At 27.2% G+C, this 25,527-nt stretch carries 14 protein-coding genes and 1 pseudogene; 10 read left to right on the top strand and 5 right to left on the bottom strand.

The features are described from left to right. Positions 1-20: 20 nt before the first annotated feature. From CP523_RS05980 to CP523_RS05970, 3 genes are read left to right on the top strand one after another with little or no spacing between them, the layout of a single operon-like run. Positions 21-1,454, top strand: coding sequence for an NAD(P)/FAD-dependent oxidoreductase (locus tag CP523_RS05980; protein ID WP_120140671.1), 1,434 nt, complete (start codon positions 21-23; stop codon positions 1,452-1,454). An 11-nt stretch (positions 1,455-1,465) separates the two neighbouring features. Beyond that, a complete protein-coding gene (locus CP523_RS05975; RefSeq protein WP_120140670.1) occupies positions 1,466-2,707 on the top strand; it encodes an NAD(P)/FAD-dependent oxidoreductase in 1,242 nt (413 codons plus the stop codon). A 54-nt stretch (positions 2,708-2,761) separates the two neighbouring features. After that, positions 2,762-3,115, top strand: coding sequence for a DUF1667 domain-containing protein (locus tag CP523_RS05970; protein ID WP_066675049.1), 354 nt, complete (start codon positions 2,762-2,764; stop codon positions 3,113-3,115). Positions 3,116-3,129: 14 nt separating this feature from the next. On the opposite strand, the pseudogene CP523_RS05965 reads toward CP523_RS05970, so the two are convergent. After that, a pseudogene (locus CP523_RS05965) lies at positions 3,130-4,615 on the bottom strand (IS1182 family transposase). 467 nt (positions 4,616-5,082) lie between these two features. Between CP523_RS05965 and CP523_RS05960 the strand changes: the two are divergent. Continuing rightward, positions 5,083-5,787: an MIP/aquaporin family protein gene (locus CP523_RS05960; protein WP_120140669.1), complete on the top strand. Its 705-nt coding sequence runs from the start codon at positions 5,083-5,085 to the stop codon at positions 5,785-5,787. 208 nt (positions 5,788-5,995) lie between these two features. Here CP523_RS05960 and CP523_RS05955 read toward each other — a convergent pair whose 3' ends face one another. The 4 genes from CP523_RS05955 to CP523_RS05935 all read right to left on the bottom strand — a co-directional run bounded on the left by CP523_RS05955 (position 5,996) and on the right by CP523_RS05935 (position 10,451). Then, positions 5,996-6,622 carry an ABC transporter ATP-binding protein gene (locus CP523_RS05955; protein WP_120140668.1) on the bottom strand — a complete coding sequence of 209 codons (627 nt, stop codon included), beginning with the start codon at positions 6,620-6,622 and terminating at the stop codon, positions 5,996-5,998. Between the two features lie 778 nt (positions 6,623-7,400). Continuing rightward, on the bottom strand, positions 7,401-8,201 hold the full coding sequence (locus tag CP523_RS05945; protein WP_066675040.1) for a hypothetical protein: 801 nt from the start codon (positions 8,199-8,201) through the stop codon (positions 7,401-7,403). After that, positions 8,194-9,009: a hypothetical protein gene (locus CP523_RS05940; RefSeq protein ID WP_066675036.1), complete on the bottom strand. Its 816-nt coding sequence runs from the start codon at positions 9,007-9,009 to the stop codon at positions 8,194-8,196. The genes CP523_RS05945 and CP523_RS05940 overlap by 8 nt, the downstream gene beginning before the upstream one ends. 263 nt (positions 9,010-9,272) lie before the next feature. Beyond that, positions 9,273-10,451 (bottom strand): cation diffusion facilitator family transporter, encoded by a 1,179-nt coding sequence (locus tag CP523_RS05935; protein ID WP_066675033.1) that lies wholly within the window; start codon positions 10,449-10,451, stop codon positions 9,273-9,275. Between the two features lie 179 nt (positions 10,452-10,630). Between CP523_RS05935 and CP523_RS05930 the strand changes: the two genes are divergently transcribed. From CP523_RS05930 to CP523_RS05905, 6 genes are all read left to right on the top strand, one after another. Then, positions 10,631-11,926: a M18 family aminopeptidase gene (locus CP523_RS05930; RefSeq protein WP_066675030.1), complete on the top strand. Its 1,296-nt coding sequence runs from the start codon at positions 10,631-10,633 to the stop codon at positions 11,924-11,926. Between the two features lie 543 nt (positions 11,927-12,469). Beyond that, on the top strand, positions 12,470-13,702 hold the full coding sequence (locus CP523_RS05925; protein ID WP_066675027.1) for an ABC transporter permease: 1,233 nt from the start codon (positions 12,470-12,472) through the stop codon (positions 13,700-13,702). A 28-nt stretch (positions 13,703-13,730) separates the two neighbouring features. Continuing rightward, entirely contained in the window at positions 13,731-14,864 is a 1,134-nt protein-coding gene (locus CP523_RS05920; protein ID WP_066675024.1) for an ABC transporter permease, read from the top strand. Between the two features lie 13 nt (positions 14,865-14,877). Beyond that, complete coding sequence (locus CP523_RS05915) at positions 14,878-16,077, top strand: ABC transporter permease (RefSeq protein ID WP_066675022.1); 1,200 nt, start codon at positions 14,878-14,880, stop codon at positions 16,075-16,077. Continuing rightward, entirely contained in the window at positions 16,077-16,742 is a 666-nt protein-coding gene (locus CP523_RS05910) for an ABC transporter ATP-binding protein (RefSeq protein ID WP_120140667.1), read from the top strand. Before CP523_RS05915 ends, CP523_RS05910 begins: the two co-directional genes overlap by 1 nt. Before the next feature lie 263 nt (positions 16,743-17,005). Then, positions 17,006-25,513, top strand: coding sequence for a GH36-type glycosyl hydrolase domain-containing protein (locus CP523_RS05905; RefSeq protein WP_120140666.1), 8,508 nt, complete (start codon positions 17,006-17,008; stop codon positions 25,511-25,513). The last annotated feature ends 14 nt before the right edge of the window (positions 25,514-25,527 follow it).

Here is a 25,527-nt window from a genome sequence, read left to right as displayed (position 1 = left end):
AAATTCTAGGAGGTTTTAGTATGTATGATGTTGCAATAATAGGAGCAGGGGTAATAGGAGCTTCAATTTTTAGAGAGCTTACTAAATATAATTTAAAGGCAATAGTTCTAGAAAAGGAAAATGATGTTTCAATGGGAACTACAAAGGCAAATTCAGCTATTATTCATGCTGGATATGATCCAAAGATTGGGACCTTAATGGCAAAGTATAATGTAAAAGGAAATGAAATGTTTGAGAGTCTTTGTAAAGAGTTAGATGTGCCATTTAAAAGAAATGGATCATTAGTAGTAGCTTTTTCAGAAGAAGAAATGAAGACAGTTCAAGAGCTTTATGAAAATGGAAATAAAATTGGAGTTAAAGGTTTAAAGATTTTAAACAAAGAAGAGCTTTTAGAAAAAGAGCCTAATCTTAGCCAAGAAGTAGTGGGAGCTTTATATGCACCAACAGGAGGAATTGTTGGACCATTTGAATATACAATAGCTTTAATGGAAAATGCAGTTACAAACGGTGGAGAACTAATGTTAAGAGCAGAAGTTAATAAGATAGAGAAATTAAAGGATATATTTAAGTTAACTACTAAAGATGGAAGAATAGTAGAAGCTAAATATGTTATTAATGCTTCAGGAATTCATGCTGATGATATTCATAACTTAATTTGTAAGGAAGCTTTTAAAATAATACCAAGAAAAGGTGAATACTTTGTGATGGACAAGACTCAAGGTTCTTTAGTAAGTAGTACTATATTCCAATGTCCTTCAAAGCTTGGTAAAGGGATTTTAGTCACTCCAACAATTCATGGAAATCTTTTAGTAGGACCAGATGCTGAAGATATTGATGATAAAGATGATACTAAAACTGAGGGAGACAGATTAGATTATATTAGGGAAACATCCATGAAGACAACGAAGAAAATAAATTTTAGGGAATCAATTAGAAATTTTGCAGGACTTAGAGCAAATCCAAGTACAGGAGATTTTATAATACAAGAGGCAGAAGATGTTAAGAATTTTATTGATGTTGCTGGAATTAAATCACCAGGGCTTTCATCAGCACCAGCTATAGCAGAAGGTGTTGTTGAAATTCTAAAAAATTGTGGATTAACACTTACAAAGAATGAAAAGTTTAATCCAATAAGAAAAGAAATAAGATTCATGGAATTATCAGCAGAAGAGAAAGCTGATGTTATAAAGAAGGATCCTAGATATGGAAAAATAATTTGCAGATGTGAAAGTATAACAGAAGGTGAAATAGTTGCTGCTATTGAGAGATGCTTTGGAGAAAATATGACACTAGATGGTGTAAAGAGAAGATGTAGACCAGGAATGGGAAGATGCCAAGGCGGTTTCTGTGGACCAAAGGTACAAGAAATTATAGCAAGAGAATTAAGTATTAAAATGGAAGATATAAATCTTGAAAAAGATGGTTCATATATATTAGTAGGAAAGACAAAGTAGGAGGGGTAGTTATGTACGATTTAATAGTAGTTGGAGGAGGCCCTGCAGGACTTGCAGCAGCTTATGAAGCTTATAATGAAGGAATAAGAAATATATTAATTATAGAAAGAGATAATGAATTAGGTGGTATATTAAATCAATGCATTCATAATGGTTTTGGACTTCATACTTTTAAAGAAGAACTAACAGGACCTGAATATGCTCAAAGATTTATTGATATGTTAAAAGATACAGAAGTTAAGGTAATGCTTAACACTATGGTATTAGATATAGATAAAGATAAAAATGTACATGCTATTAATCCAGAAGAAGGATATGTAGTTTTAAATTCAAAAGCTATTATTCTTTCAATGGGATGTAGAGAAAGAACTAGAGGAGCTATTAATATTCCAGGAGATAGACCAGCAGGAGTATTTACAGCAGGAGCAGCTCAAAGATATATAAATATGGAAGGATACATGCCTGGTAAAAAAGTTCTTATATTAGGTTCAGGAGATATAGGGCTAATAATGGCAAGAAGAATGACTCTTGAAGGAGCTAAAGTTGAAGGTGTTGTTGAACTTATGCCATATTCAAATGGATTAAATAGAAATATAGTTCAATGTCTTCAAGATTACGATATTCCATTATATCTTTCACATACAGTAATAGATATTGTTGGTAAAGAAAGACTAGAAAAAGTAGTAATATCTGAAGTTGATGAAAAGAGAAAGCCAATAAAAGGTACTGAAAAAGAATTTGATGTAGATACATTACTTCTTTCAGTTGGATTAATTCCTGAAAATGAACTATCAAGTAAAGCTGGTATAGAAAAAGATATGAGAACAAATGGACTTATTGTTTCAGAAAGTATGGAAACATCAGTGGATGGAATATTTGCTTGTGGTAATGTTGTACATGTTCATGATTTAGTGGACTTTGTTACACAAGAATCAAAACATGCTGGGAAATCAGCTGCTAAATATATAAAAGATAAACTTAAAAAAGGTGAATCAATTAGAATAATTAATGGACAAAACGTAAATTACACTGTTCCTCAGAAAGTTACAGTTGACGCAATAGATGGAAACATGACAGTATTCATGAGAGTCAATAATATCTACCATAACAAGGTTTTAGTTGTTAGAGAAGGAGAGAAAGAAATAGCTTCATTTAAGAGAGCGCATCTTGCTCCATCTGAAATGGAAAAGATAATATTACCTAAAAAACTATTAGAAGGAGTTAAGGGTGATATAACAATTTCATTAGAATAGCTGAATTTAAAGTAGTAGATTTATATAAATATTTAGTAGGACGGTGAATAATAAATGATTAAAGAGTTAATTTGTATAAGTTGTCCAATGGGATGTCACTTAAAAGTAGATACAGAAAAGAAAACAGTAGAAGGAAACACTTGTAAAAGGGGAGAAGTATATGGGTTAAATGAGGTAACAAATCCTGTTAGAGTTGTAACTTCAACTGTTAAGGTAGAAGGTGGTGAGCTTCCAGTAATGCCTGTAAAGACTAGTGGAGCAATACCTAAGAATTTAAATTTTGAATGTATGAAGGCTATAAATTCAATTATTGTAAAGGCTCCAGTTAAAATGGGAGATATAATAATAGAAAATGTATTGGGAACAGGAATTGATGTTATTGCTAGTAGGAATATTTCAAGTAAATAATTAAATAGAATGGTTCAGATAGAATATCTGAACCATTCTATTTCAGTTTGTTGAAAAACCTCTGTTAAAAAACAGAGGGTTTTTCTATTATTAATTATGAATAAAACTTATATTTAAAATATCATCCAAAATAATACGAATAAAATCTAAAAGTAGCAAAGATAGTCTTGTTGCTATCTTTTTCATATTCTGCACTGCTGCAGTTAGTAGGCATTGCTCGGATACTTTTTCGCGTCCGCGGAAGCGAGCATAGCGAAGCCCATGCAAATTTTTTGAATCTGCGAAGCTTCGCTCAACTGTTTCTTTTCTTCTATTGTAAATTCCCTTTCCTTTTTCAGTTTTAAGAAAGTTCTTATTATCATCTTTATGATTTTCCCAAACATGTCGTCTAATTGTTTTATATTTAGCTTTTTCTCCAAGACACTTATCTTTATGAGGGCAATACATACAAATTTCTTCAAAACATCTATATTCTCTATAGCCTTCGCGAGTCGTAGTTTTATATATTAACGCAACATTATTGGGGCAAATATAGATATCTTTATCATAGTCATAAATATATTTATTCTTAGTATACATTCCTTTTTTATGAGGAGAACGTCTATATGCAACTACTGGTGTTATATCTCTATCTACAATCCCCTTGAAAATAGGATTACTTGAATATCCTGCATCTAAACCAAGATATTTTGGCTTTATACTAAATACTTCTTTAATTCTATCTATTCTATTTAGTATTGGCTCGCTATCGCTGACATTACCAGGGGTAACATGTACATCCATAATAATATTATTTTTACTATCTACAGTTCTATGATCTAAATAAAAGAATCCTTCTGGTTTATTATCTCTCATCATATATCCACTATCAGGATCTGTAGTACTTTTCTTAATTTGCTTTGTTTCTTCTTTTTCTTTTCTTGGTTTTAAAGGTTTTTTATTATGATTTTCTCTATCTAAATTCACATCAATATCTAGTTGTTCTATATACTCTTTAGGTGTTACTTGTACTTCAATTTTTTCAAACTTACGCTTATTAGCATTAGCTTTTATATGTGTTGAATCAGAGTAAAGAATCTTACCACCAACTAATCCTTTTTCCATAGCTTGAAGAACTATATTATCAAATATTTTTTGTGGAATATCAGTACCTTTAAATCTTCTAATTCTATTTTGACTTATTGTAGATGAATCTGGAATTTTTTCAGTAATTGAATAACCTAAAAACCATCTATATGCTAAGTTTACTTCTATGTCTTTAACTAGTTGCCTTTCGGAGCGGATGCCATAAAGATATCCTATAAATAACATTTTAAATAGTACTACTGGATCAACAGCTGGTCGACCATTTGTATGGCAATACAAATCATTAGTTAACTCTCTAATAAATGAAAAATCTATGTATTTATCAATTTTTCTTAATAAATGGTCTTTCGGAACTAATTGTTCTAGCATAACCACTTCCATTTCATTTTGCGCTTGTCTTCTTTCGTTTATCATCACCAAAACCCCTATGTAATAAATTAATATATTTTAAATTATATTACATATTTGTATAAAATTAAAGACTGCTGACACTTTGTCAGCAGTCTGAAATAGAATGGTTCAGATAGAATATCTGAACCATTCTATTTATAAAATATAAAGTATTAATAAGATAATATATGATTTCCATATTGTTAATGTTTTAACTATATTTATATAATTTTATTAAAAAACAGCTTTAAAACAAACTTAACATAACAGAAAAATATAGGGATAATTGACATATAGAAACTGATATGGTAATATTATACTATAACCTTTGGAAATGATTACATTTAACGTAAGAGGGTATTTTGTGCTATGAAATTTTACAGTTGAGCATAAAAAGAGAAGATTTCTTTTTATGTTTAACTTTTTTTTAGACTTAAATATTCTAAAAATTATGAAAATAAGACGGGATTTGAATTTCGAGGAGGTATTTTATAATGAGTTTTCTAGCTGAATTAATTGGGACAATGATTCTTGTGTACTTAGGAGATGCTGTTGTTGCAAATGTTGTTTTAAAAAAAACAAAAGGTAATAATAGTGGTTGGATAGTAATAACAACAGGTTGGGCTTTTGCAGTAGCTATACCAGCCCTTATATTTGGAGCAACAAGTGGAGCACATTTTAACCCAGCATTAACAATAGCTTTAGCAGCTATAGGCAAATTTGCATGGTGTGAAGTGCCAATGTATTTACTAGCACAAATGCTTGGTGGCTTTATTGGTGCAGTATTGGTATTTATTCAATATTATAATCATTTTGAAGAGACAGAGGATAAAGACGGAAAGCTAGGAGTATTTTGTACAGGCCCTGCAATAAGGAATGGCAAGTTTAATTTTATAAGCGAGTTTATTGCAACTGCACTTTTAGTATTTGGAATATTAGGTTTAGGACAAGTTGATATGGCAAACGGATTAAATACTATTGCAGTAGGTTTATTAATTTGGGCATTAGGTTTAAGTTCAGGGGGAACTACAGGATATGCTATGAACCCAGCTAGAGATTTAGCCCCAAGAATAGCTCATGCTATTTTGCCAGTACCAGGTAAGAGAGATTCTGATTGGAAATATGCATGGATTCCAGTTATAGCTCCTATAGTTGGGGGACTTATTGGAGCATTAGCATTTACATGGGTATTTTAATTTAATAACTATTAAAACTATGGATTAGACATTTTCAAAGGGGAGATATAATTTTATAATTTAAAGGTGGCTGTATCAAAAATTATTTTGATGCAGCTTTTTTATAAAAAATTTTTATATTTAAGAAAGGATTATTTTAAACGATTAATATGTATAATTTGTCAATAAAACAAGTGAGATATAATTTAATATCTCACTTGTAGATAGATTATTTTTTTGTAATAATTCCATTATCAATTAGAAAAATTTCATCACATAAGCTTTCTATATCTTCTTTATTATGACTAGAAATTAAAATAATTGTATTATTTTTTAGTGAATTTAGAAGTTCCCTTGTTTTAATTACGCTTTTTTCATCTAATGCATTCATAGGCTCATCTAATATAAGTATATTAGGTTCTTCCATAAAGGCTTGTATTAGGCCTAACTTTTGTTTCATACCAAGAGAAAAGTTTTTTACCTTTTTCTTAGAGTTAAATTCTAAGTCGTAAAAATCCATCCATTTTTTTATTTCACTATCAGATATAGTACGGTTTATATCAGCTAAAAGTTTTAAGTTTTTATAAGCTGAAAATCTATCTATAAATCCAGGGGATTCTATTAGTATTCCACATTTTTCAGGAAAATCTATATCCTTTCCTATTTGTTTATTATTAATTAATATTTTACCGGAAGATGGGGCAATAAAACCACATATCATTTTAAATAATACAGTTTTTCCTGAACCATTTTTTCCTTCAAAACCATAAATTTTATTTTTCTCTAGATTTATATTAATATTTTTTAATATTTCAGTATCTCCAAATTTTTTGTTTACATTATTTAAAGTTATCATAACCCAGTTCTCCTAACTAATAGTTTTATACACCTAACTAAAGAAATATAAATGATAAATGAAAATAATAAATGAAAAGTTAAGGTGCTAATTGGATTTATATTAAAATTATAATTAATGGTATAGTGTTTAGAAAGCATAAGGGGATTGATAATATCATATTTTCCTAATGCTGTTAGTATTAAAATGGTTACTATTACAACAATAAAACTTTTATTAATATTTTTTAGTACTAAACTTAATAAAAGGTTTATTAATGTTAATAATATAGTTGAAAATATACTTAAAAAATATTGATATATTAGCAACTGAAAGAAATTAGTATTAGTCATGTATCTATTTAAATAATAAAAGGTGTCTGTAAAGCCTGACACATTTTTGGTGTAAATTGAAGAAATTATTATAAGATTAATATAATAATATGTATAAAATAAAATTATTAATAAGGTCATTTTAAATAGATATGTTTTTATCCAAGATGAATAACTTTTATATCTAATAATATTTAAATAAATAGTATTAGATTCAAGTATATCTGATAAATATGAGTTTATAAAACCAATACATAAGATAAAAGGAATAGAAAATCTTATTATATCTATTAAGTTAACTCTAGAAGAAGAAGTCAAACCATATAACATATATATAACTATATCTTGCATTGAGATATTATTAAACTTACTAGATAAAGTACTTAAAAACAAATTAATGTCTATAACATTAATGAAAGATATAAAGGTTAATGTTATAAATAAAAAAATAATACTTATATTTTTTTTCATACTTTTAAATTCCTTTTTAAATAAAATCTTTTTATAAAATATAATAAAATAAAAATAAGAGAAAATATTACTGTAAGTAATATTGGAATGAAAATCCCTTCTTTAATTGTAAAATAGTTATTAGAATTTAAATATAAATAGTAACATCTACAATTTAAATCAGTATATTTATCAAAGGAAAAATATTTTAAATTAACTGTTTTATCTGCCATAAAATAAAGTATAAATAAGAAAATCACAATGAATTTATTTTTTAACTTTGTCATTAAATAACCAACAATTTCAGAAAGAAAAGTTATAAAAAAACTATAAGTAACTATATTAAAAATAACTATTTTAATAGGACTATAAAAAGCTTTATAAGAGGTTGAATTATGTATATTAACTCCTCCCCAGATGTTACCAAATCCCCAAAATAACCATCCAATTAATAAAATTATTATTGTTGCTATTGTTATAGCTATAATATTTAGTAAAAATATACTTATTATTTTAGAAAAAAACCATAGTAATGAATTGCCGCTTCGTATTTTCAAAAAAAGACTATCTTTTTCACTTTGAAAACAATGAAATAAGAGAAATAAGTTGTAAAAGAATAGTAAGGCGGATACTAGTGGTCCACCTGTAAACATAACAGAATAAAAATTCCACATATTAAATTCTTTAATCTGTGTAGAGTCATATGTTAATGCTACATATATAGATGTAGTAGAAAGTAAAAATAAAAAGAACAATGTAATATTCAGCTTCATAGTTTTAAAATTAAATAAGCATAATGATAAAAATTTTTTATTCATAAATTTTACTCCAATAAGTTTTTTTCAAAAAAATTAGTAAGCTTAAAGAAAATAATATCAGTAGTTGCATAACAATATAACTAAACTTACAACTTTGATACCTATAAAAATATGTTATTAAATTAGGTATTAGTGGTGTAATTTCCAAAATTGACATAATATAAGTGCCAGTATAATATAAGAAAAACGGAGATATAAAAGCAACAAATATTTTATCTGAAAAAGTTGATATAGCTAATCCGATAAGAGCATAAGTTCCTCCCATAAATGAAGATATAACTCCATATATAAGTGCAAAAGTATTAAAATTATTTGTACTCAAATCTGATAATAGGGTATTGTAATAAAATATACTTCTAAATTCGTCTCCTGAATTAAATATGTTTATAAATATAAGTGTTATTATAGAAATTATAAATAAAGGAACAAAACCAGATATAAATGTTGTAATTATTTTAGATCTTATATAGGATTTATAATTACTTCTAATTATCAAATATTTATTAAAGCCATTTTTTTTATCTTTTAAATATTCAGTAGTAAAAGGAATACAACATATTAAGGGAATTAAATTTGAATAAAAATAGTTCCCAAAGTTCCATAGTGTTACTTTGTTTAAAGAGTTACCTATTAATTGTTTTTTTATTTCTATATCTAAGTCTTTAGAAGTAGAAAAATAAGTATTAAATGCACTTCTAATAGGCTCAAAAATAATAGCTAATAAGATTAAAAGTAACCCTAAAATTATTGAGAGCAACATTTCTTTACTAATTAAGGCTCTTTTAAGATCAGTTCTTAATATTTTCATGTATAATTCTCCTAAACTTAAAAAATTATAATTTATATGCATATAATGTAATATATTACACTAAATAGTTAATTTAATCAATAAAAATTAATTAAATTAAACAATTAATTAAAAATAATGAGTTAAAAAGGTATAAAAGTATTTATATTTAAATTTATGTAATAATATGAAGCTTTCTGAAGAGGTATTATTAAGAAAATGAAAAGCCCTTACTAGTAAATAAATTTATTTATTAGTAAGGACTTTTTTTAGTTTAGGTATTTTTAAACAAAATCATAATCTGTTGTTATAACACAATTGTATTGAGGATGTTCTTCTTTTATACTTTTTTTAATTTCCTCAACCATAATATCTATTTTAGTTTGACTTGTTTTATCAGAGGGGCTAAGTACTATGTCAAAAATAAGATTTTTAATATTTCCTTCACCTACAACTCTAAAATCATGCATTGATTTTATTTCAGGATATTTTCTAAGTGTTTTTGCAACATAATCCCAAGCTTCTTGAACTTCATCTGTAATAACGCAAATAGGATCCATATGAATTACTAAATGAAGATCTAGTTCTTTAGAAACTTCTCTTTCAGCTTTATCTATTACATTGTGAATTTCCATAATATCTACATCAGATGGAATTTCAGCATGTATAGATGCAATAACTCTTCCAGGTCCATAGTTATGAACTATTAAATCATGTACACCTGTAATATTTTCATAAGATAAAACCATTTCACAAATGCTATTAACAAGTTCAGGATCAGGAGCTTCTCCAAGTAACGGATTAAGAGTTTCTTTAACAAGACTAAATCCAGCATAAAGGATTGCAAGAGCAACTAAAATACCTATATAACCATCTATAGGGAAACTTGTAAATTTAGCTATTAAAAATGATATAGCTACAGTACTTGATGTAAAAACATCTCCAAGGGCATCTGTAGCAGCTGCTTTTAATGCAGATGAATTAATTTTGTTTCCAAGAAATTTATTAAAAGTTGATAACCAAATTTTAAATCCAATTGATACTATAAGCAGTATGAAAGGAATTGATTCAAAGACTATAGGTTGAGGATTTAAAATTCTTTCTATAGAAGATTTTATAAATTGAATACCTACAAGCATAACCATAAAAGCTACTATTAAAGCTGATAAATATTCAATTCTGCCATGCCCAAATGGGTGCTCTGCATCAGCAGGTTTATTTGCCATTTTAAAACCTATTATTGTTATGATAGAAGATGCTGCATCTGATAAGTTATTAAATGCATCAGCAGAAACTGCAATTGATCCAACTAATGTACCAATAGAAAATTTAATTAAAAATAATAGAGAATTTATTATAATACCGATAACTCCTCCTAAAGTTCCATAAGAATTTCTAACTTTAGGATTTCTAGTATTTTCATTATCTTTTACAAAAGTTTTTACTAAAAAATTTGAAATCATTAAATCACTTCCAATCTATAAAAATATTTTTTTCATAAAGATAACTTTATATACAAAGACTAACTTATATAAGTATGTTTGTCTAGAAAATATTGAAAATAATTACCTTAATTAGGACTATATTTTATTATATGGTATAATATGAAGTGAAAAATTTTATTAAGGAAGGACGTTTAAAAATGGAGAGACAATTGGCTTTAGATCTAATAGATTTTTTATATGAAAGTCCATCAGCATTTCATAGTGTGGTTACTGTAAAAAATGTGTTAGATAAAAATGGTTTTAAAGAAGTAAAAGAAAGTGAAAGATGGAACTTACAAAAAGAAGGTAAGTACTATGTAAGAAAGAATGATTCAGCTATTATAGCTTTTGTTATTGGTAATGGCGATTTATGTGATAATGGATTTAGACTTATAGGGGCACATACTGATGCACCAGGATTTAGAATTAAGCCAAATCCAGAAATGACAGCAGAAGGTAAATACTTAAAATTAAACACAGAAGTATATGGAGGTCCAATCCTATATACTTGGTTTGATAGACCGTTAGGTATTGCTGGTAAGGTAACAGTAAAAGGAGAAAATCCGCTTAAACCTGAAATTAAGCTAGTTAAAATAGCTAAACCATTACTTATAATACCAAGTTTAGCAATTCATATGAACAGAGCTGTTAATGAAGGATTTAATATAAATAGACAAAAAGATACTCTTCCTTTATTAGGATTAATAAATGAAAAATTTGAAAAAGATAATTACTTATTAAAATTATTAGCAGAAGAACTAAAAGTAAATATAGAAGATATAATTGGATTTGACTTAGGTTTATTTGAAGTTGAAAAAGGCTGTATAATGGGAATGAATGAAGAACTTATATCAACAGGAAGACTTGATGATATGTGGATGGTTTATGCAGGAGTAAAAGCTTTAGTAGATAGTAAAGTAAATTCAGCAACTAAGGTTATGGTTTGCATAGATAATGAAGAAATAGGTAATTTAACTGCTCAAGGTGCAAGTTCAATATTATTAATTAATGTATTAGAAAGAATTGCATTAGCATTAGGAAAAGATAGAGAAGATTTCCACAGAACTTTATCAAACTCTGTTATGATATCTGCTGATTTAGCTCATGCAGTACATCCAAATTCAGGAGAAAAGCATGATCCAACAAATAGACCAGTATTAGAAGGTGGTCCGGTATTAAAGATAGCAGCAGCAGGAAGTTATAGTACAGATAGTTATAGTGCAGCAGTTTTTGAAGGTGTATGTAAGGCTGCTAATGTACCATACCAAAAATTTGTTAATAGATCAGATGTAAAGGGTGGAACAACAATAGGTCCTGTAACAGCAGCAGGATTAGCAATTCCTGTTATAGATATGGGAGCTCCAGTTCTTTCAATGCATTCAATAAAAGAACTTACAAGTGTTAAGGATAACTATTATACAATTAAAGCATTTACAGAATTCTTTAATTTATAAAAATATATAAAAAATTAGTTTCTAAGAATTTTATTTAAGATATTAATATATTTGTATAAAATAAAATTATATCTTAGATTATGGTAAAAAGGAGCATCAATTATTTGATGCTCCTTTTAAGTTAAATAAAAATGTAATATATTTTCTTCAAAGTTACTTTTGTCGAAGAAAAAAATTATTTACTTGCAAAAAACGACAAGAAAGTTATTAAAATTATGTTAACATAATAAAGCAAAAAAGATAGTAAAAGTAGAACTATGGGGAAAATATTATTGATATAAGTAATATTAATGTACATGTTTAAATGGATTATTACAGTAATAACTCATGTAAGTTAAAGTTATAGCTTGGATAAATATACAATAGTAAAATATTATCATTAAGTTTAAAAGGGGTGTGTTAATTTTTAGCATACCCTTTTATATATTAAATAAACAAGGAGATAAAAAGATTATGAATAGAATTTCCATATTAATAGAAGCAGCGATTTTAGGAATTAATGTGACTTTAGTAAAATTTAAAAATAATTAGGGGGGAAGTAATATGTATTTGGGATATATAAAATCTTCCATAAGAAATAAGAAATTATTTACATTATTATCAATAGTACAAATTACAATCACTATGGTATTAGTAATAGATGTATTGATAAATTTAAGTACTATTAATTATAAAGAAAGAGAATTTAAAAATAATTTAAATGTAGATTTAAATAATACATATGAGTTTATTATATATGGTAATGATGCAGGTAGCTCAGATTTAAAAAAGAAGTTAAGTAGTTATTTTGATATAGGTAGTTATGAGTATTATCATTCTAATATTGAAGAATTTAAGAATAATGAAAAGTTTATAGAAAAGTTTAAGTTAGATAAGGAATCAAATAATAATGAAGTTCAAATTTTAAAAATTGATAAAAACTTATTTAATATATTGGATATTAATATAATAGATGGAAGAAGTTTAAATGAAGAGGATTTTAATTTAGATAATGATAATATACCTATTATCTTTTCAGAAGAGTATAAGGATATAGTAAATATTGGAGATGTAGTTACTTATGAAGGGATATTGACACAAAGGTATAAAGTAGTAGGATTTTATAATAAAAATATAAAATGGTTTCCATCTAATGATATTCAATTTTTTGCCTTAGAAGATCTAGGAAAAATGGGTATAACAATTCCGTCTAAAAAAGAGAAAGAAGTAAATTTTTATGGATTGGCAATAAATAATTCTACATATATTACAAGCGATAAATTAAATAAGAGCGAAATACAAAATATAGTAGATGATGTTAATAAAGATTATGGATTAAATATAGAAATTCTAAGTATTAAAGATATATTAAATAGATTTAAACAGGGAATTTATCCTTTTATACTTCAAAAAGTATTCTTTAGTATATTTATGTTAGTGTCTTCCTGTTTAGGACTAGCAAGTAATATGTCATTTACTATAATAAATAGAAAAAAAGAATTTGGTATAAGATTAGCAAATGGATTTAGAAAAAAGGATATTAAATTATTAGTAATAAGTGAAATGTTACTTTTATCATTAATATCTACAATAATTGCCATGATATTTAAGTTTACGGAGTTTTATAAAAATAGGCAATTTAGTATTGCAGAAAAGATAATAGTACCTCAATTTAGTATTATTGATTTTGTTGTTGCAATAGTATTAGTAGTCATAATAATAGTAATATCATCAATTATTCCTTTAAGAAATATTGATAAATTACAACCAAAAGAAATGATAGGGACAATTGAGTAGTAGAATTAATTAAATAAGGAGACAAAATATGATAAATACACTAGTAAAGTTAATTAAAAAATATAAACGCAATCCTGTGAAAACAATGCTTTTTTTTACAAGTATTTTTGTTGCTATTATTACTGTATCTGTTGGAATTAGTAGTATAGAACAACTTAAAATATTAGCATATGAAAAAAATGATGGGGTACCAGATAATACAAGAGTGGTAGATATAAATTTAAATAAAACTGTAGATCATGAACAAATTAAAGCAATTTTTAAAGAGGTACCAGAATATTGTAACGTTAATATTATAAAAAGATTTACTTATATAGATAAGGCTTCTAAATATATTGGATATCCACTAATTATTCATGTAAGAGGGGATAATACTACAAATCCAATTCCTATACTTAAAGGAAGTTATTTTAAGAATAATAAAAAAGGAAATAAAGATATCTTAATTGGTTATGAACTAGAAGAATTTACTGAGGGAGATAATGAAAATAAGAAAATTAGAATTTATGGTGAAGAATATAATGTTATTGGAACTTTAGGTTATAAAAATAGAGCAACAAATTGGGAAAATAGAATTATATTAGATTTAGAAGATATTACAAAAAATAATTTAGATGAATTAAAAAATGGTAGTTTTATGGTACAGATAGAAAGTGATAAAGGAGATATAGTTAAAGTTTGTGAAAATTTCAAAAAAGATTTAGAGAGTTCAGGAGAAAATGTACTTGTTAATATTTCAGAAATAGGTAATAAAGATCAAGTTTATTCAACTTTATTATCACATAGTAAATCATTTTTTAAGATGATTATTATAGTATATTTAATTAGTATAATAAATTTAATATTTATATCTACTGGATGGGTTAATACAATACATAATGAAATAGGAATAATGAAAGTTTGTGGTATGAGTAATTTCTTTATTATTAGAAGAATATTTATGGAGTTTTTTGTTATATCATTATCAGCAACTATAGGAGCAATTATTTTTCAATATATTTTAAGTAGTATAATAAGTAGGATAGATTTATTATATTTCTATATTTCTCCAAATAATATTTTACTTGGAATTGGAGTTGCTGCTATAACTACAACTATTACATTAATAGTACCAATAATTCAACTGATTAAAATGACTCCAGTAAAATTTTTGAGGAATTAGGAGGAATCACAATATGTATTTAGGATATATAAAATCTTCTATAAGAAATAAAAAGTTATTTACATTATTATCAATAGTACAAATTACAATTACTATGGTATTAGTAATAGATGTATTGATAAATTTAAGTACTATTAATTATAAAGAAAGAGAATTTAAAAATAATTTAAATGTGAATTTAAATAATACATATAAATTCTCTGTATATGGTAATGGTTCAGGTAAAGTAGATTTGAAGAAGAAGTTAAGTAATTATTTTGATATAGGTAGTTATAAATATGAGTCACTTGGAAATATGTATTATACAGAAGTACAAGAACCTACTAATAGAGTTAATATTTTAAAAGCAGATAAAAATATATTTAATTTATTAGATATTAATATAACAGATGGAAGAAATTTAAATGAAGATGATTTTAATTTAGATAAAGATAAGATACCTATTATTTTCTCAGAAGAGTATAAAGGTAGATTAAATATTGGGGATACAATAACTAATAAAGTATTAACAAAAGAAAATTATGAAGTAGTAGGTTTTTATAATAAAGATATAAAATGGTTTCCGCGTAATGATATTCAATTTTTTGCCTTAGAAGATCTAGGGAAAATGGGTATAACAATTCCTTCTAAAAAAGAAAGAGAATTACTTTTTTATGAAATGGAAATAAATAGTGCTACATATATTACAAGCGATAAATTAAATAAGAGCGAAATACAAAATATAATAGATGATGTTAATAAAGAGTATGGTTTAAACGTAGAAATATTAAGTATTAAAGATATATTAAATAGATTTAAACAGGGAATTTATCCCTTTATACTTCAAACTGTATTCTTTAGTATATTTATGTTAGTGTCTTCTTGTTTGGGACTAGCAAGTAATATGTCATTTACTATAATAAATAGAAAAAAAGAATTTGGTATAAGATTAGCAAATGGATTTAGAAAAAAGGATATTAAATTATTAGTAATAAGTGAAATGTTATTTTTATCATTAATATCTACAATAATTGCCATGATATTTAAGTTTACGGAGCTTTATAAAAATAGGCAATTTAGTATTGCAGAGAAGATAATAGTACCTCAATTTAGTATTATTGATTTTGTTGTTGCAATAGTATTAGTAGTCATAATAATAGTAATATCATCAATTATTCCTTTAAGAAACATTGATAAATTACAACCAAAAGAAATGATAGGAGGAATTGAGTAATGGAGTTAATTAAATTGAAGGGGCTAAGCAAAAAATACGGAGAAAATTTTTATGCATTAAAAGATGTTAATTTAGATATAATGGAAAAGGATTTTGTATCTATAATGGGACCATCAGGATCAGGAAAATCAACTTTATTAAATATTATTGGATGTATGGATAGTGTTACAAGTGGTGAATATTATTTAGATGGCAAGTTAGTTAATAAACTAAATGGTAATAAATTAAGTTTAATTAGAAATAAAGATATAAGTTTTGTTTTTCAACACTTTGCAATAATGAAAGATTATAATGTTTATGATAATGTTGAATTACCATTGTTAAGGAGAAAACTTAGTAAAAAAGAAAGAAAAAGCAAGATAAAAGAGATACTTAAAAGGCTAGATATAGAAGATCAAATAAAAAAGATGCCTAATGAATTATCAGGAGGTCAACAGCAAAGGGTTGCTATTGCTAGAGCTTTAGTTAGTGAAGCAAAAATAATTTTAGCAGATGAGCCAACAGGAGCATTAGATAAAAAAACAGGTGAAGATATAATGAATTTACTTAAAGAATTAAATGATGAAGGAAAAACTATAGTGCTTATAACTCATGATGAAAAAGTAGATTCATATGCTAAAAGACATATTAAAATTGAAGATGGAAAATTATATGAAGTAGTATAATAACATAAAAGAGTTTTAAAGCTTAAAATTATAAAAGTAATTTAAAGTTGATAAGATAAATTGCTAATAATAGATTTAATAAAACATTTATTATATTAAATAATACAATAATATCACTTAGTAGAATATTTAATTTTACTAGGTGATTTTTTTGTTTGGAAAATCTCAATAATAATTAGAAAAACACCCTAAGTATAGGAGTAATATATATAAACTTGGGAATAATAACCGTATTACGAGTTTAAATAAGGAGAGGTGTATTTATGAGAGATAAAGATTCGTTAAGCTGCAGAAAGGCTGTAATAACAGAACTAAATCAGGCTTTCAAGGGAATAGTACATAACCATAAATACCTAAATAAGCAGTTTAAGGAGGGGGAAGAGATTATTGGCTCAGGTGAATGGCTATTAGATAATATTTACCTGATAGAAAAAGAATATAAAGCTATAAAATTTAATCTCCCAGCAAGTTATTTTGATAATTTACCTTATGAAGCAAATAGCGGTTCTGGGTGTCCAAGAATATATGAATTAGCTAAAAGCTATGTAAAGATAAACCAAGGAATAATAAAAGAAGATGAGATAATAAAATTTATAAATGAACAAGAAATAGATTTTACAATGGGAGAATTATGGGCATTCCCACTTATGATAAGAATAGCTTTAATAATAAATTTAGCTAAAGTAACTAATGATATGATTATTGTCCAAAAGCAAAGATCAGGTGCTAGAAAATTAGCTAATACAGTATTAGATTCATATAATCAAGGAAAAATTGATTCTCTTTTAACAAAGTTAAATCAAGAATATCCTTTAAATAAAGTTATAGAAAAACAAGAAGATATTGAAGAATATATGGGGGATTCTGAAAATCTGCATGATGGTTTATTTTCAGCTGAATTTATAGAAATTTTCTTTAGGGTATTAAAAGATAATTCAGTAGAAGATGAGAGGATTTTTAAGTTTATAACAGAAAGAAGCGGTGGGAAAAATAATAATTTAAGCCAAGAAATAATCAAAGAAGGTGTTATAGAAACATCTATTGGAAGCATTATAAGTTCATTAAGGCTTATAGATGCAGTTGATTGGAAAAATTATTTTAATAGTACATCAAAAGTAGAAGAAGTACTACGTCTAGATCCAGCTGGAACATACGTAAACATGGACTTTAAGACAAAAGATAATTATAGACATAGAGTAGAAGAATTAGCTAGAGTATTAAATATTTATGAATTAAATTTAGCAAAAAAGGTATTAGAATTATCACAAAAGGCAATAAATGAAAATAGGGAGTTATTTAAAACCCATGTTGGATATTATCTAATAGATGATGGAGTTAAGGAGGTATTAGAATCATTTAATGAAAAGGGTAAAGTAAACTATAAAATGTCTTCTAAAAAGTATTTATTACTAATATTATTAGTAAGTTTACTTGTAAATTTTGGGGTATTAACTCTTACTTATTTAACTGGAGTTAAATTAACTGTCCTAGAGTATATAGTTGCTTTTCTAATAATGATAATACCATCCAGTGAAATAACAATAGCTTTATTTAATTGGAATATAGCAAAGATAGTACCGCCAACATATATACCAAAGATGGACTTTAAAGATGGCATACCAGAGGAAGCTAAAACAGTAGTAGTAATTCCTAGTCTTTTAACATCAAAAAACAGAACTAAGGAGTTATTAGAACAACTAGAAGTTTATTATTTAGCAAATAGAGATAAGAATATTTACTATGCCTTACTTGGAGATTTCAAAGACGCCATTACAGAAGAAGATAACATGGATAAGGAAATAAATAGTATAGGTATAGAAGAAGCAAAGAGATTAAATGATAAATATTTTAAAGATGATGAAAAACACTTTTTCTTTTTAAACAGAAAAAGGGTATTTAATGATAAGGAAAAGGTCTATATGGGCTATGAAAGAAAAAGAGGAAAACTTATGGAATTCATAGCTTTACTAAAAAATGATAAAAAAACAACATATAATGTAATAAGTAGTAATATAGATACTTTAAAAAAAGCTAAGTACATAATAACGCTAGATGCAGATACAATACTTCCAATGGGAGCTGCAAAGAGCTTAATAGAAGCAATGAGCCATGTGTTAAATACTCCATATATAGCAGGAGGAAGAGTTACTAGAGGATATGGAATAATGCAACCTAAAGTTTCAGTAACATTAGAGAGCAAAAATAAAACATATTTCTCTAAGATATTTGCTGGAGAAGCAGGGGTAGATGGATACTCTACAGCTGCTTCCGATACTTATCAAGACATATTTGGAGAAGGGATTTTCACAGGCAAAGGTATTATAAACATAGATGCATTTTATAATACTTTAAAAAATGAGATACCAGAGAATAAAGTTCTATCTCATGATTTATTAGAAGGTTCATATGCTAGATGTGGTTTAGTAACAGATGTAGAAGTTGTAGATGGATATCCAGCTTACTATTTATCTAGTTGCTTGAGACTACATAGATGGGTTAGAGGAGATTGGCAGCTTTTAAGGTGGTTATTTTCATCAAAACTTAACTTACTTTCAAAGTGGAAAATATTCGATAACTTAAGGAGAAGTTTACTTGCACCAAGTCTATTAATAGGTTTAATACTAGCATTAATTTTATTTAATGGAGCAGGACAAATTTCAATATTATTATTCTTAGCAATAATAATACCATTAGTATTTACAGTTACAGATTTTGTAGTAACTCCTAAAAATAAACTTATGGGAACATTTAAAAATTTAAAACAAATAGTTTTGATTTTAAGTTTTATTCCATATCAAACTTATCTAATGTTAGATGCTATAATAAGAACTTTATTTAGATTAACTATATCAAAAAAGAACTTATTACAATGGCAAACAGCAGAAGATGCAGAGGCATCTGTAGTTAATACATTAGGAAATTACTATAAAAAAATGTGGATATCACCAGCAGTTGCAATATTAATTTTAGTTCTATCCTTAAAAACTACACCAGTATTAGGATTAACTAATTTAATATTGGTAATACTTTGGGGGGTATCACCAGCATTAGCATACAATATATCAAAGGTTAGATGTGTAGAGGATGAAGAGTTAGAGATAGAAAATGAGGAATTCTTAAGAGAAGTAAGCAGGAGTATTTGGGCTTATTATGAAGACTTTGTAAATGAAGAAAATAATTATTTAGCTCCTGATAATTATCAAGAAAAGCCTTTTAAAGGTATAGCCCATAGAACATCTCCAACCAATATAGGAATGGGATTAATAACAAATCTTATAGCTTATGATTTAGCTTATTTACCACTTGGTGGAGTAATAAGTAGACTTGAGATGGTTTTAGATGGAATGAGAGGGTTAGAAAAATTCCATGGACATTATTTAAACTGGTATGACACAAAGACAAAAGCTCCCTTATGGCCTAGATATGTATCTACAGTAGATAGTGGGAATCTTTTAGGATATTTATGGATAATAAGTGAAACTTTAAAGGATTTAAAAGATAAACCATTAATAAGAAAAGAAGAAATTTTATCAATAAGAGATACATTTAGGTTAATAAGAGAAGAGGAAAAAATAGAAGTTTTTGATACTTTGCCAGATGAAGTTGAGTTTAAAGACTATAAAGAAACTCTAAAAGAAGAACTAGACTTAATAAATAATACATTAAAAAGTATAGAATTAAGTGAAAAAGATATTAAAGTAGAAAAAGAACATTATTGGATTAAAAAGCTAAAGGGTGAAATTGAATTTAAATTAGATTTTTATGACTATATTTTTGAAGGAATAGAAAAGCTATTTATAGATAAATTTATAGAGGAAAAAGTTCCTTCTTTAATAGAAATAATAGAGTTATTAAAAGATATAAAGAATTCTTCAGGAAAAGAGTATAAAAATATTTTATCTAAAAAGATAGAGGATCTAGAAGAATTTAATGATAGAATAGATAGAGTAATTTCAGAAATCCAAAGCATAATGGAAGATATGGATTTCAAGGTAGTATTTAATAAAGAAAGAGGATTATTTGCAATAGGATATAATTTAGAAGAAAATTCATTAGGAAACTCATACTATGATTTGATGGCATCAGAAGCAAGGGCAGCTTCATTTTTAGCAATAGCTAGAGGGGAAGTGCCAAAAGATCATTGGTATAACCTAAGTAGAAATATGACTAAAGCTTTTGGAAATAAGAGTTTAGTATCTTGGAGTGGAACTATGTTTGAATATTTTATGCCATTCCAAATAATGAAGAATTTTGAAAATACACTTTGGGATTTAACATATTCATCAGTAATAAAAGCACAAAAGATTTATGCTGAAAAAAAGGGTATTCCATTTGGAATTTCAGAGTCAGCATTTTATGAGTTTGATGTAGCACAAAATTATCAATATAAAGCTTTTGGGGTTCCTGGAATAGGTTTAAAGAGAGGTCTAGAAGATGAGTTAGTTGTATCACCTTATTCAACAATAATGACATTACCTTATGAAAAGCATGGAGCCATTGAGAATTTAAAGGCTCTAAAAGAAATAGGTGCTTTAGGTAGATATGGTTATATAGAAGCAATAGATTATACAAAGCAAAGAGTAGGTAATGGAGAAGGAAACAAAGAAGTAAGATGTTATATGGTACATCATTTAGGTATGTCCTTAATGGCCCTAGATAATCTTTTAAATAAAAACATACTGCAAGATAGATTTCATAGGATACCAGAAATAAAAGCAGTTGAATTACTGCTAAAGGAAAAAATACCTCAAAATGTAACATTTGAAAGAGAAGTTGATATACATACTCCAGACATAACTATACAAAAAGAAAATTTCGTTCCAAGAATTATTAAAGGAGCTAAAAAGGAAAATCCAGAAGTACTTATATTGTCCAATGGTAGCTACTCAACTATGGTTACGCAAACTGGTAGTGGATACTCTAAGAAAGATGATATGACAGTATATAGATGGAAAGGCGATAGTACAACAGACTCTAGTGGTATGTTCTTTTATATAAAGAATTTAAATTCAAATGATTATTGGAGCGCAACTTATGAACCATGTAAGGAAGTATCAGAGGATTCTAGTATAGAATTTACAGTAGATAAAGCAAGATTTGAGAGAAAAGATGGAAATATAGAAACTAAATATGAAGTAGCTCTTTCACCAGAGGATGATATAGAAATAAGAAAAATAATTCTTAAAAATACAGGAGAAAAGGGAAGGACTATAGAGATAACAAGTTATCTTGAGGTTACTCTGCAATCTTTTGAGGGAGATGCAGTACATCCAAGTTTTTCAAATCTATTTATAAGTACTGAATACGATGAAGAAACCAATAGCTTAATAGGAAATAGACGTCCTAGGGCTAAAGGTGCAAAGGTACCATATATTATTCATACTATAGCAGGTGATGAAAATACTGAAGGGGCAATAACTTATGAAACATCAAGAATTAATTTCATAGGAAGGAATAGAGATTTAAAGTCACCTAAAGCAATGGATAATGATTCACCACTTCAAAATACTACAGGAATAGTTTTAGACCCAATAATGAGTATAAGGGCTAGATTAAGATTAGAAGGTGGAGAGGAAAAAGAAATTTACTACTTAACAGCTGTAGGAGATTCAAAAGAACAAGTATTATCATTAGTCAATAAGTATAAATCTACTAAGAAGTTAGAAAAAGAAATATCAGCAGCAAATTACTCAAACCAATTAGAATTAAAATATATGGGTATAAAATCAGCACAGGCTAATATATATCAAAGTTTAGCTTCTTATATATTGTTTTTACATAGTGGTAGAAAGAATAGAGAAGAATATATTAAAAATATAAACATGAACCAAGAAAACTTATGGGCATATGGAATATCAGGAGATTTGCCAATAGTTATGCTTTTAGTTAAAGATGAGAATGATATGAGTCTTGTAAGGCAAGTAGTAAATATGCATTATTATTGGAAAACTAAAGGACTAAAAGTAGATTTAGTAATCTATAATGAAGAAGAAATATCTTACGAAGAACCACTGCAAAAAAATATTGCTGATATAATAAGAAACTCTAAAGAAAGAGATAATTTAAATAAGGCGGCAGGTATTTTTATACATAATAAATCAACTATGGGAGAAGATATTAAGAACTTTATAGTTGGAATAGCTAAATTATATATAGATTCAAGTAATGGTAGTTTAATAGAACAAATAAATGATTTAAAAGAAAATACACCTAAGAGTTATATTAGACATAAAGAATTGTATAAGGAAAAGAATAAATTAGATGTTAATGTTATTGAAGAAGACGTAACAAATTATAGAGATTTAAATACAATATCTAAAAGTAAAAATTACTTGAATGAATCTGAAGATTTTAAAACAAATAAAAATGAAAAGTATAATTTTGATGAAAGAAATTTAGATTTCTTTAATGGTTATGGAGGTTTTAATAAGAAGTATAACAGTTATGTAATAAGACTTAAGAACTATGAAAATACTCCAGCGCCATGGATTAATGTTATTTCAAATGAGGATTTTGGCTTTCATATTTCCGAGGTGGGGGCTGCATATACCTGGTGTGGAAACAGTAGGGAAAATAAAATAACACCTTGGAGTAACGATTGGGTAGTAGATCCATTAGGAGAAGCCTTATATATAAGAGATGATAAAACAGGTGCGTATTTTAGCGTAACTCCAAAACCTATAAGGGATGGAGGAGAATACTTTATAGAGCACAGTTTTGGTTACTCTACTTTCAAACATACTGCATATAATATAAGTGGAGAATTAAAAGCATTCTGTCCAAAAGGAGAGAAGTTAAAGCTTTATAAAGTAACTGTTGAAAATCTATCAAATCATGATAAAGAGCTTACTTTATTCTATTACGCACAACTAGTACTTGGAGTATATAATTATGGAAGTGCTAAAAATATAAGTACAGATGTCCAAGGAGATTATATATGGGGTCAAAATCCGTACTCAAAATACTTTGGTAAGCTAAAAGCTTACTTATCAATGCAAGGTGGAGAAAATCAAAGCTTTACTGGAGATAGAAAAGAATTTATAGGAATCGGTGAAGATTTAAGCATGCCATTAGCATTAAGTAAAGAAAATTTATCTAACTCAGCTGGGGCAATTTTCGATCCATGTTTGGCATCAGCTATAAAGGTTAAGCTAAAGTCTGGAGAGAAAAAAGAAATTGTTGTAATGTTAGGTGAAGAAGAAAGTTTAGATTTGATACAAGAAAAAATAGATAAATATAAAAATATAAAGGAAGTTGACAATGCTTTAGACAATGTAAAAGATTATTGGTCAAATTTCCTAGGAAATATACAGGTAAAGACACCAGATCCTTCTATGGATTATCTTTTAAATGGATGGCTTATGTATCAAACTTTAAGTTGTAGATATTTATCAAGAACAGCTTTCTATCAATCAGGAGGAGCATATGGATTTAGAGACCAATTACAGGATTCTATGTCTATAGGAATATTAAATCCTAAAATTACAAGGGATCAAATATTAAGAAGTGCTTCAAGGCAGTATGTAGAAGGAGATGTTCAGCACTGGTGGCATCCAGTAGTTAATTCAGGAATAAGAACAAGATTTTCTGATGACTTATTATGGTTACCATATGTTACCATAGAGTATATAAAAACTACAGGAGATTATGATATCTTATACGAAAAAGCTCCATATTTAGAAGATGAACCACTAAGAGATGGTGAAGATGAAAGATATACTATAGTAAATCAATCTACAAAAGAAGGGACTATTTACGAACATTGTTTAAGAGCTATTGATAGAGGTTTAAATTTTGGGGCACATAATATACCTCTTATGGGTAGTGGTGACTGGAATGATGGAATGAGTACAGTTGGAAATGAAGGTAAAGGGGAAAGTGTATGGCTTGGATGGTTCTTATATAAGATATTGGATGGATTTAAAGATATCTGTGAACATATGAAGGATAATGATAAGAAACAACAATATATAGCTTTCCAAGATTTCATAAGAGAAAATCAAGAAAAGAATGCTTGGGATGGTGGATGGTATAGAAGAGCATACTTTGATGATGGTACACCATTAGGATCTATTCAAAATGATGAATGTAAAATTGATTCTCTTGCTCAAAGCTGGTCTATAATTTCAGGAGCTGGTAAACGAGAAAGAGTTGAGGAAGCAATGGAAGCAGTAGATAGATATTTAGTAAGTAAGGATAAAGGACTAATAATGCTACTAGCACCACCTTTTGATAAGTCAAATTTAGAGCCAGGATATATTAAAGGATATGTTGCTGGAGTTCGTGAAAATGGAGGTCAATATACTCATGCTGCCGTTTGGGTAATTCTAGCATTAACAAAACTAGGATTAGGAGATAAGGCTTGCAAGTATTATAATATGATTAATCCAATTAATCATTCAAATACAGAATTACAAGCAAGAAATTATAAGGTAGAACCTTATGTAATGGCAGCTGATGTTTATATCAAGGAACCTCATGGCGGAAGAGGAGGATGGAGCTGGTACACAGGAGCTTCAGGATGGATGTATAAAGTAGGTTTAGAAGATATACTTGGGGTTAAAAAAGTAGAGGGAAAAGGGTATAAAATTAAACCTTGTATTCCTGATACTTGGAATGAATATGAAGTAAGCATAAAAGACGAAGAGGGGCAATATCATATAACAATAAAACGTGGAAATGAAAAAGGTATAACTATTGATGGAAAAACTTTAAATGAGGATTTAATTCCTAAATTAAAAGGAAATCATAAAATTACAGTAGTTATATAAAATCAAAACAACTA

Source organism: Clostridium septicum (assembly GCF_003606265.1).
Classification (GTDB): domain Bacteria; phylum Bacillota; class Clostridia; order Clostridiales; family Clostridiaceae; genus Clostridium; species Clostridium septicum.
The sequence above is the reverse complement of the archived record's forward strand: the minus strand, read 5'-3'. Positions and strand labels throughout refer to the sequence as shown.

Bases quoted from the DNA above. Each gene is read 5' to 3' on its own strand.
- CP523_RS05935 (WP_066675033.1), bottom strand. From the start codon at position 10,451: ATGATTTCAAATTTTTTAGTAAAAACTTTTGTAAAAGATAATGAAAAT.
- CP523_RS05905 (WP_120140666.1), top strand. From the start codon at position 17,006: ATGAGAGATAAAGATTCGTTAAGCTGCAGAAAGGCTGTAATAACAGAA.
- CP523_RS05915 (WP_066675022.1), top strand. From the start codon at position 14,878: ATGTATTTAGGATATATAAAATCTTCTATAAGAAATAAAAAGTTATTT.
- CP523_RS05910 (WP_120140667.1), top strand. From the start codon at position 16,077: ATGGAGTTAATTAAATTGAAGGGGCTAAGCAAAAAATACGGAGAAAAT.
- CP523_RS05980 (WP_120140671.1), top strand. From the start codon at position 21: ATGTATGATGTTGCAATAATAGGAGCAGGGGTAATAGGAGCTTCAATT.
- CP523_RS05920 (WP_066675024.1), top strand. From the start codon at position 13,731: ATGATAAATACACTAGTAAAGTTAATTAAAAAATATAAACGCAATCCT.
- CP523_RS05955 (WP_120140668.1), bottom strand. From the start codon at position 6,622: ATGATAACTTTAAATAATGTAAACAAAAAATTTGGAGATACTGAAATA.
- CP523_RS05975 (WP_120140670.1), top strand. From the start codon at position 1,466: ATGTACGATTTAATAGTAGTTGGAGGAGGCCCTGCAGGACTTGCAGCA.
- CP523_RS05930 (WP_066675030.1), top strand. From the start codon at position 10,631: ATGGAGAGACAATTGGCTTTAGATCTAATAGATTTTTTATATGAAAGT.
- CP523_RS05940 (WP_066675036.1), bottom strand. From the start codon at position 9,009: ATGAAAATATTAAGAACTGATCTTAAAAGAGCCTTAATTAGTAAAGAA.
- CP523_RS05970 (WP_066675049.1), top strand. From the start codon at position 2,762: ATGATTAAAGAGTTAATTTGTATAAGTTGTCCAATGGGATGTCACTTA.
- CP523_RS05945 (WP_066675040.1), bottom strand. From the start codon at position 8,201: ATGAATAAAAAATTTTTATCATTATGCTTATTTAATTTTAAAACTATG.
- CP523_RS05925 (WP_066675027.1), top strand. From the start codon at position 12,470: ATGTATTTGGGATATATAAAATCTTCCATAAGAAATAAGAAATTATTT.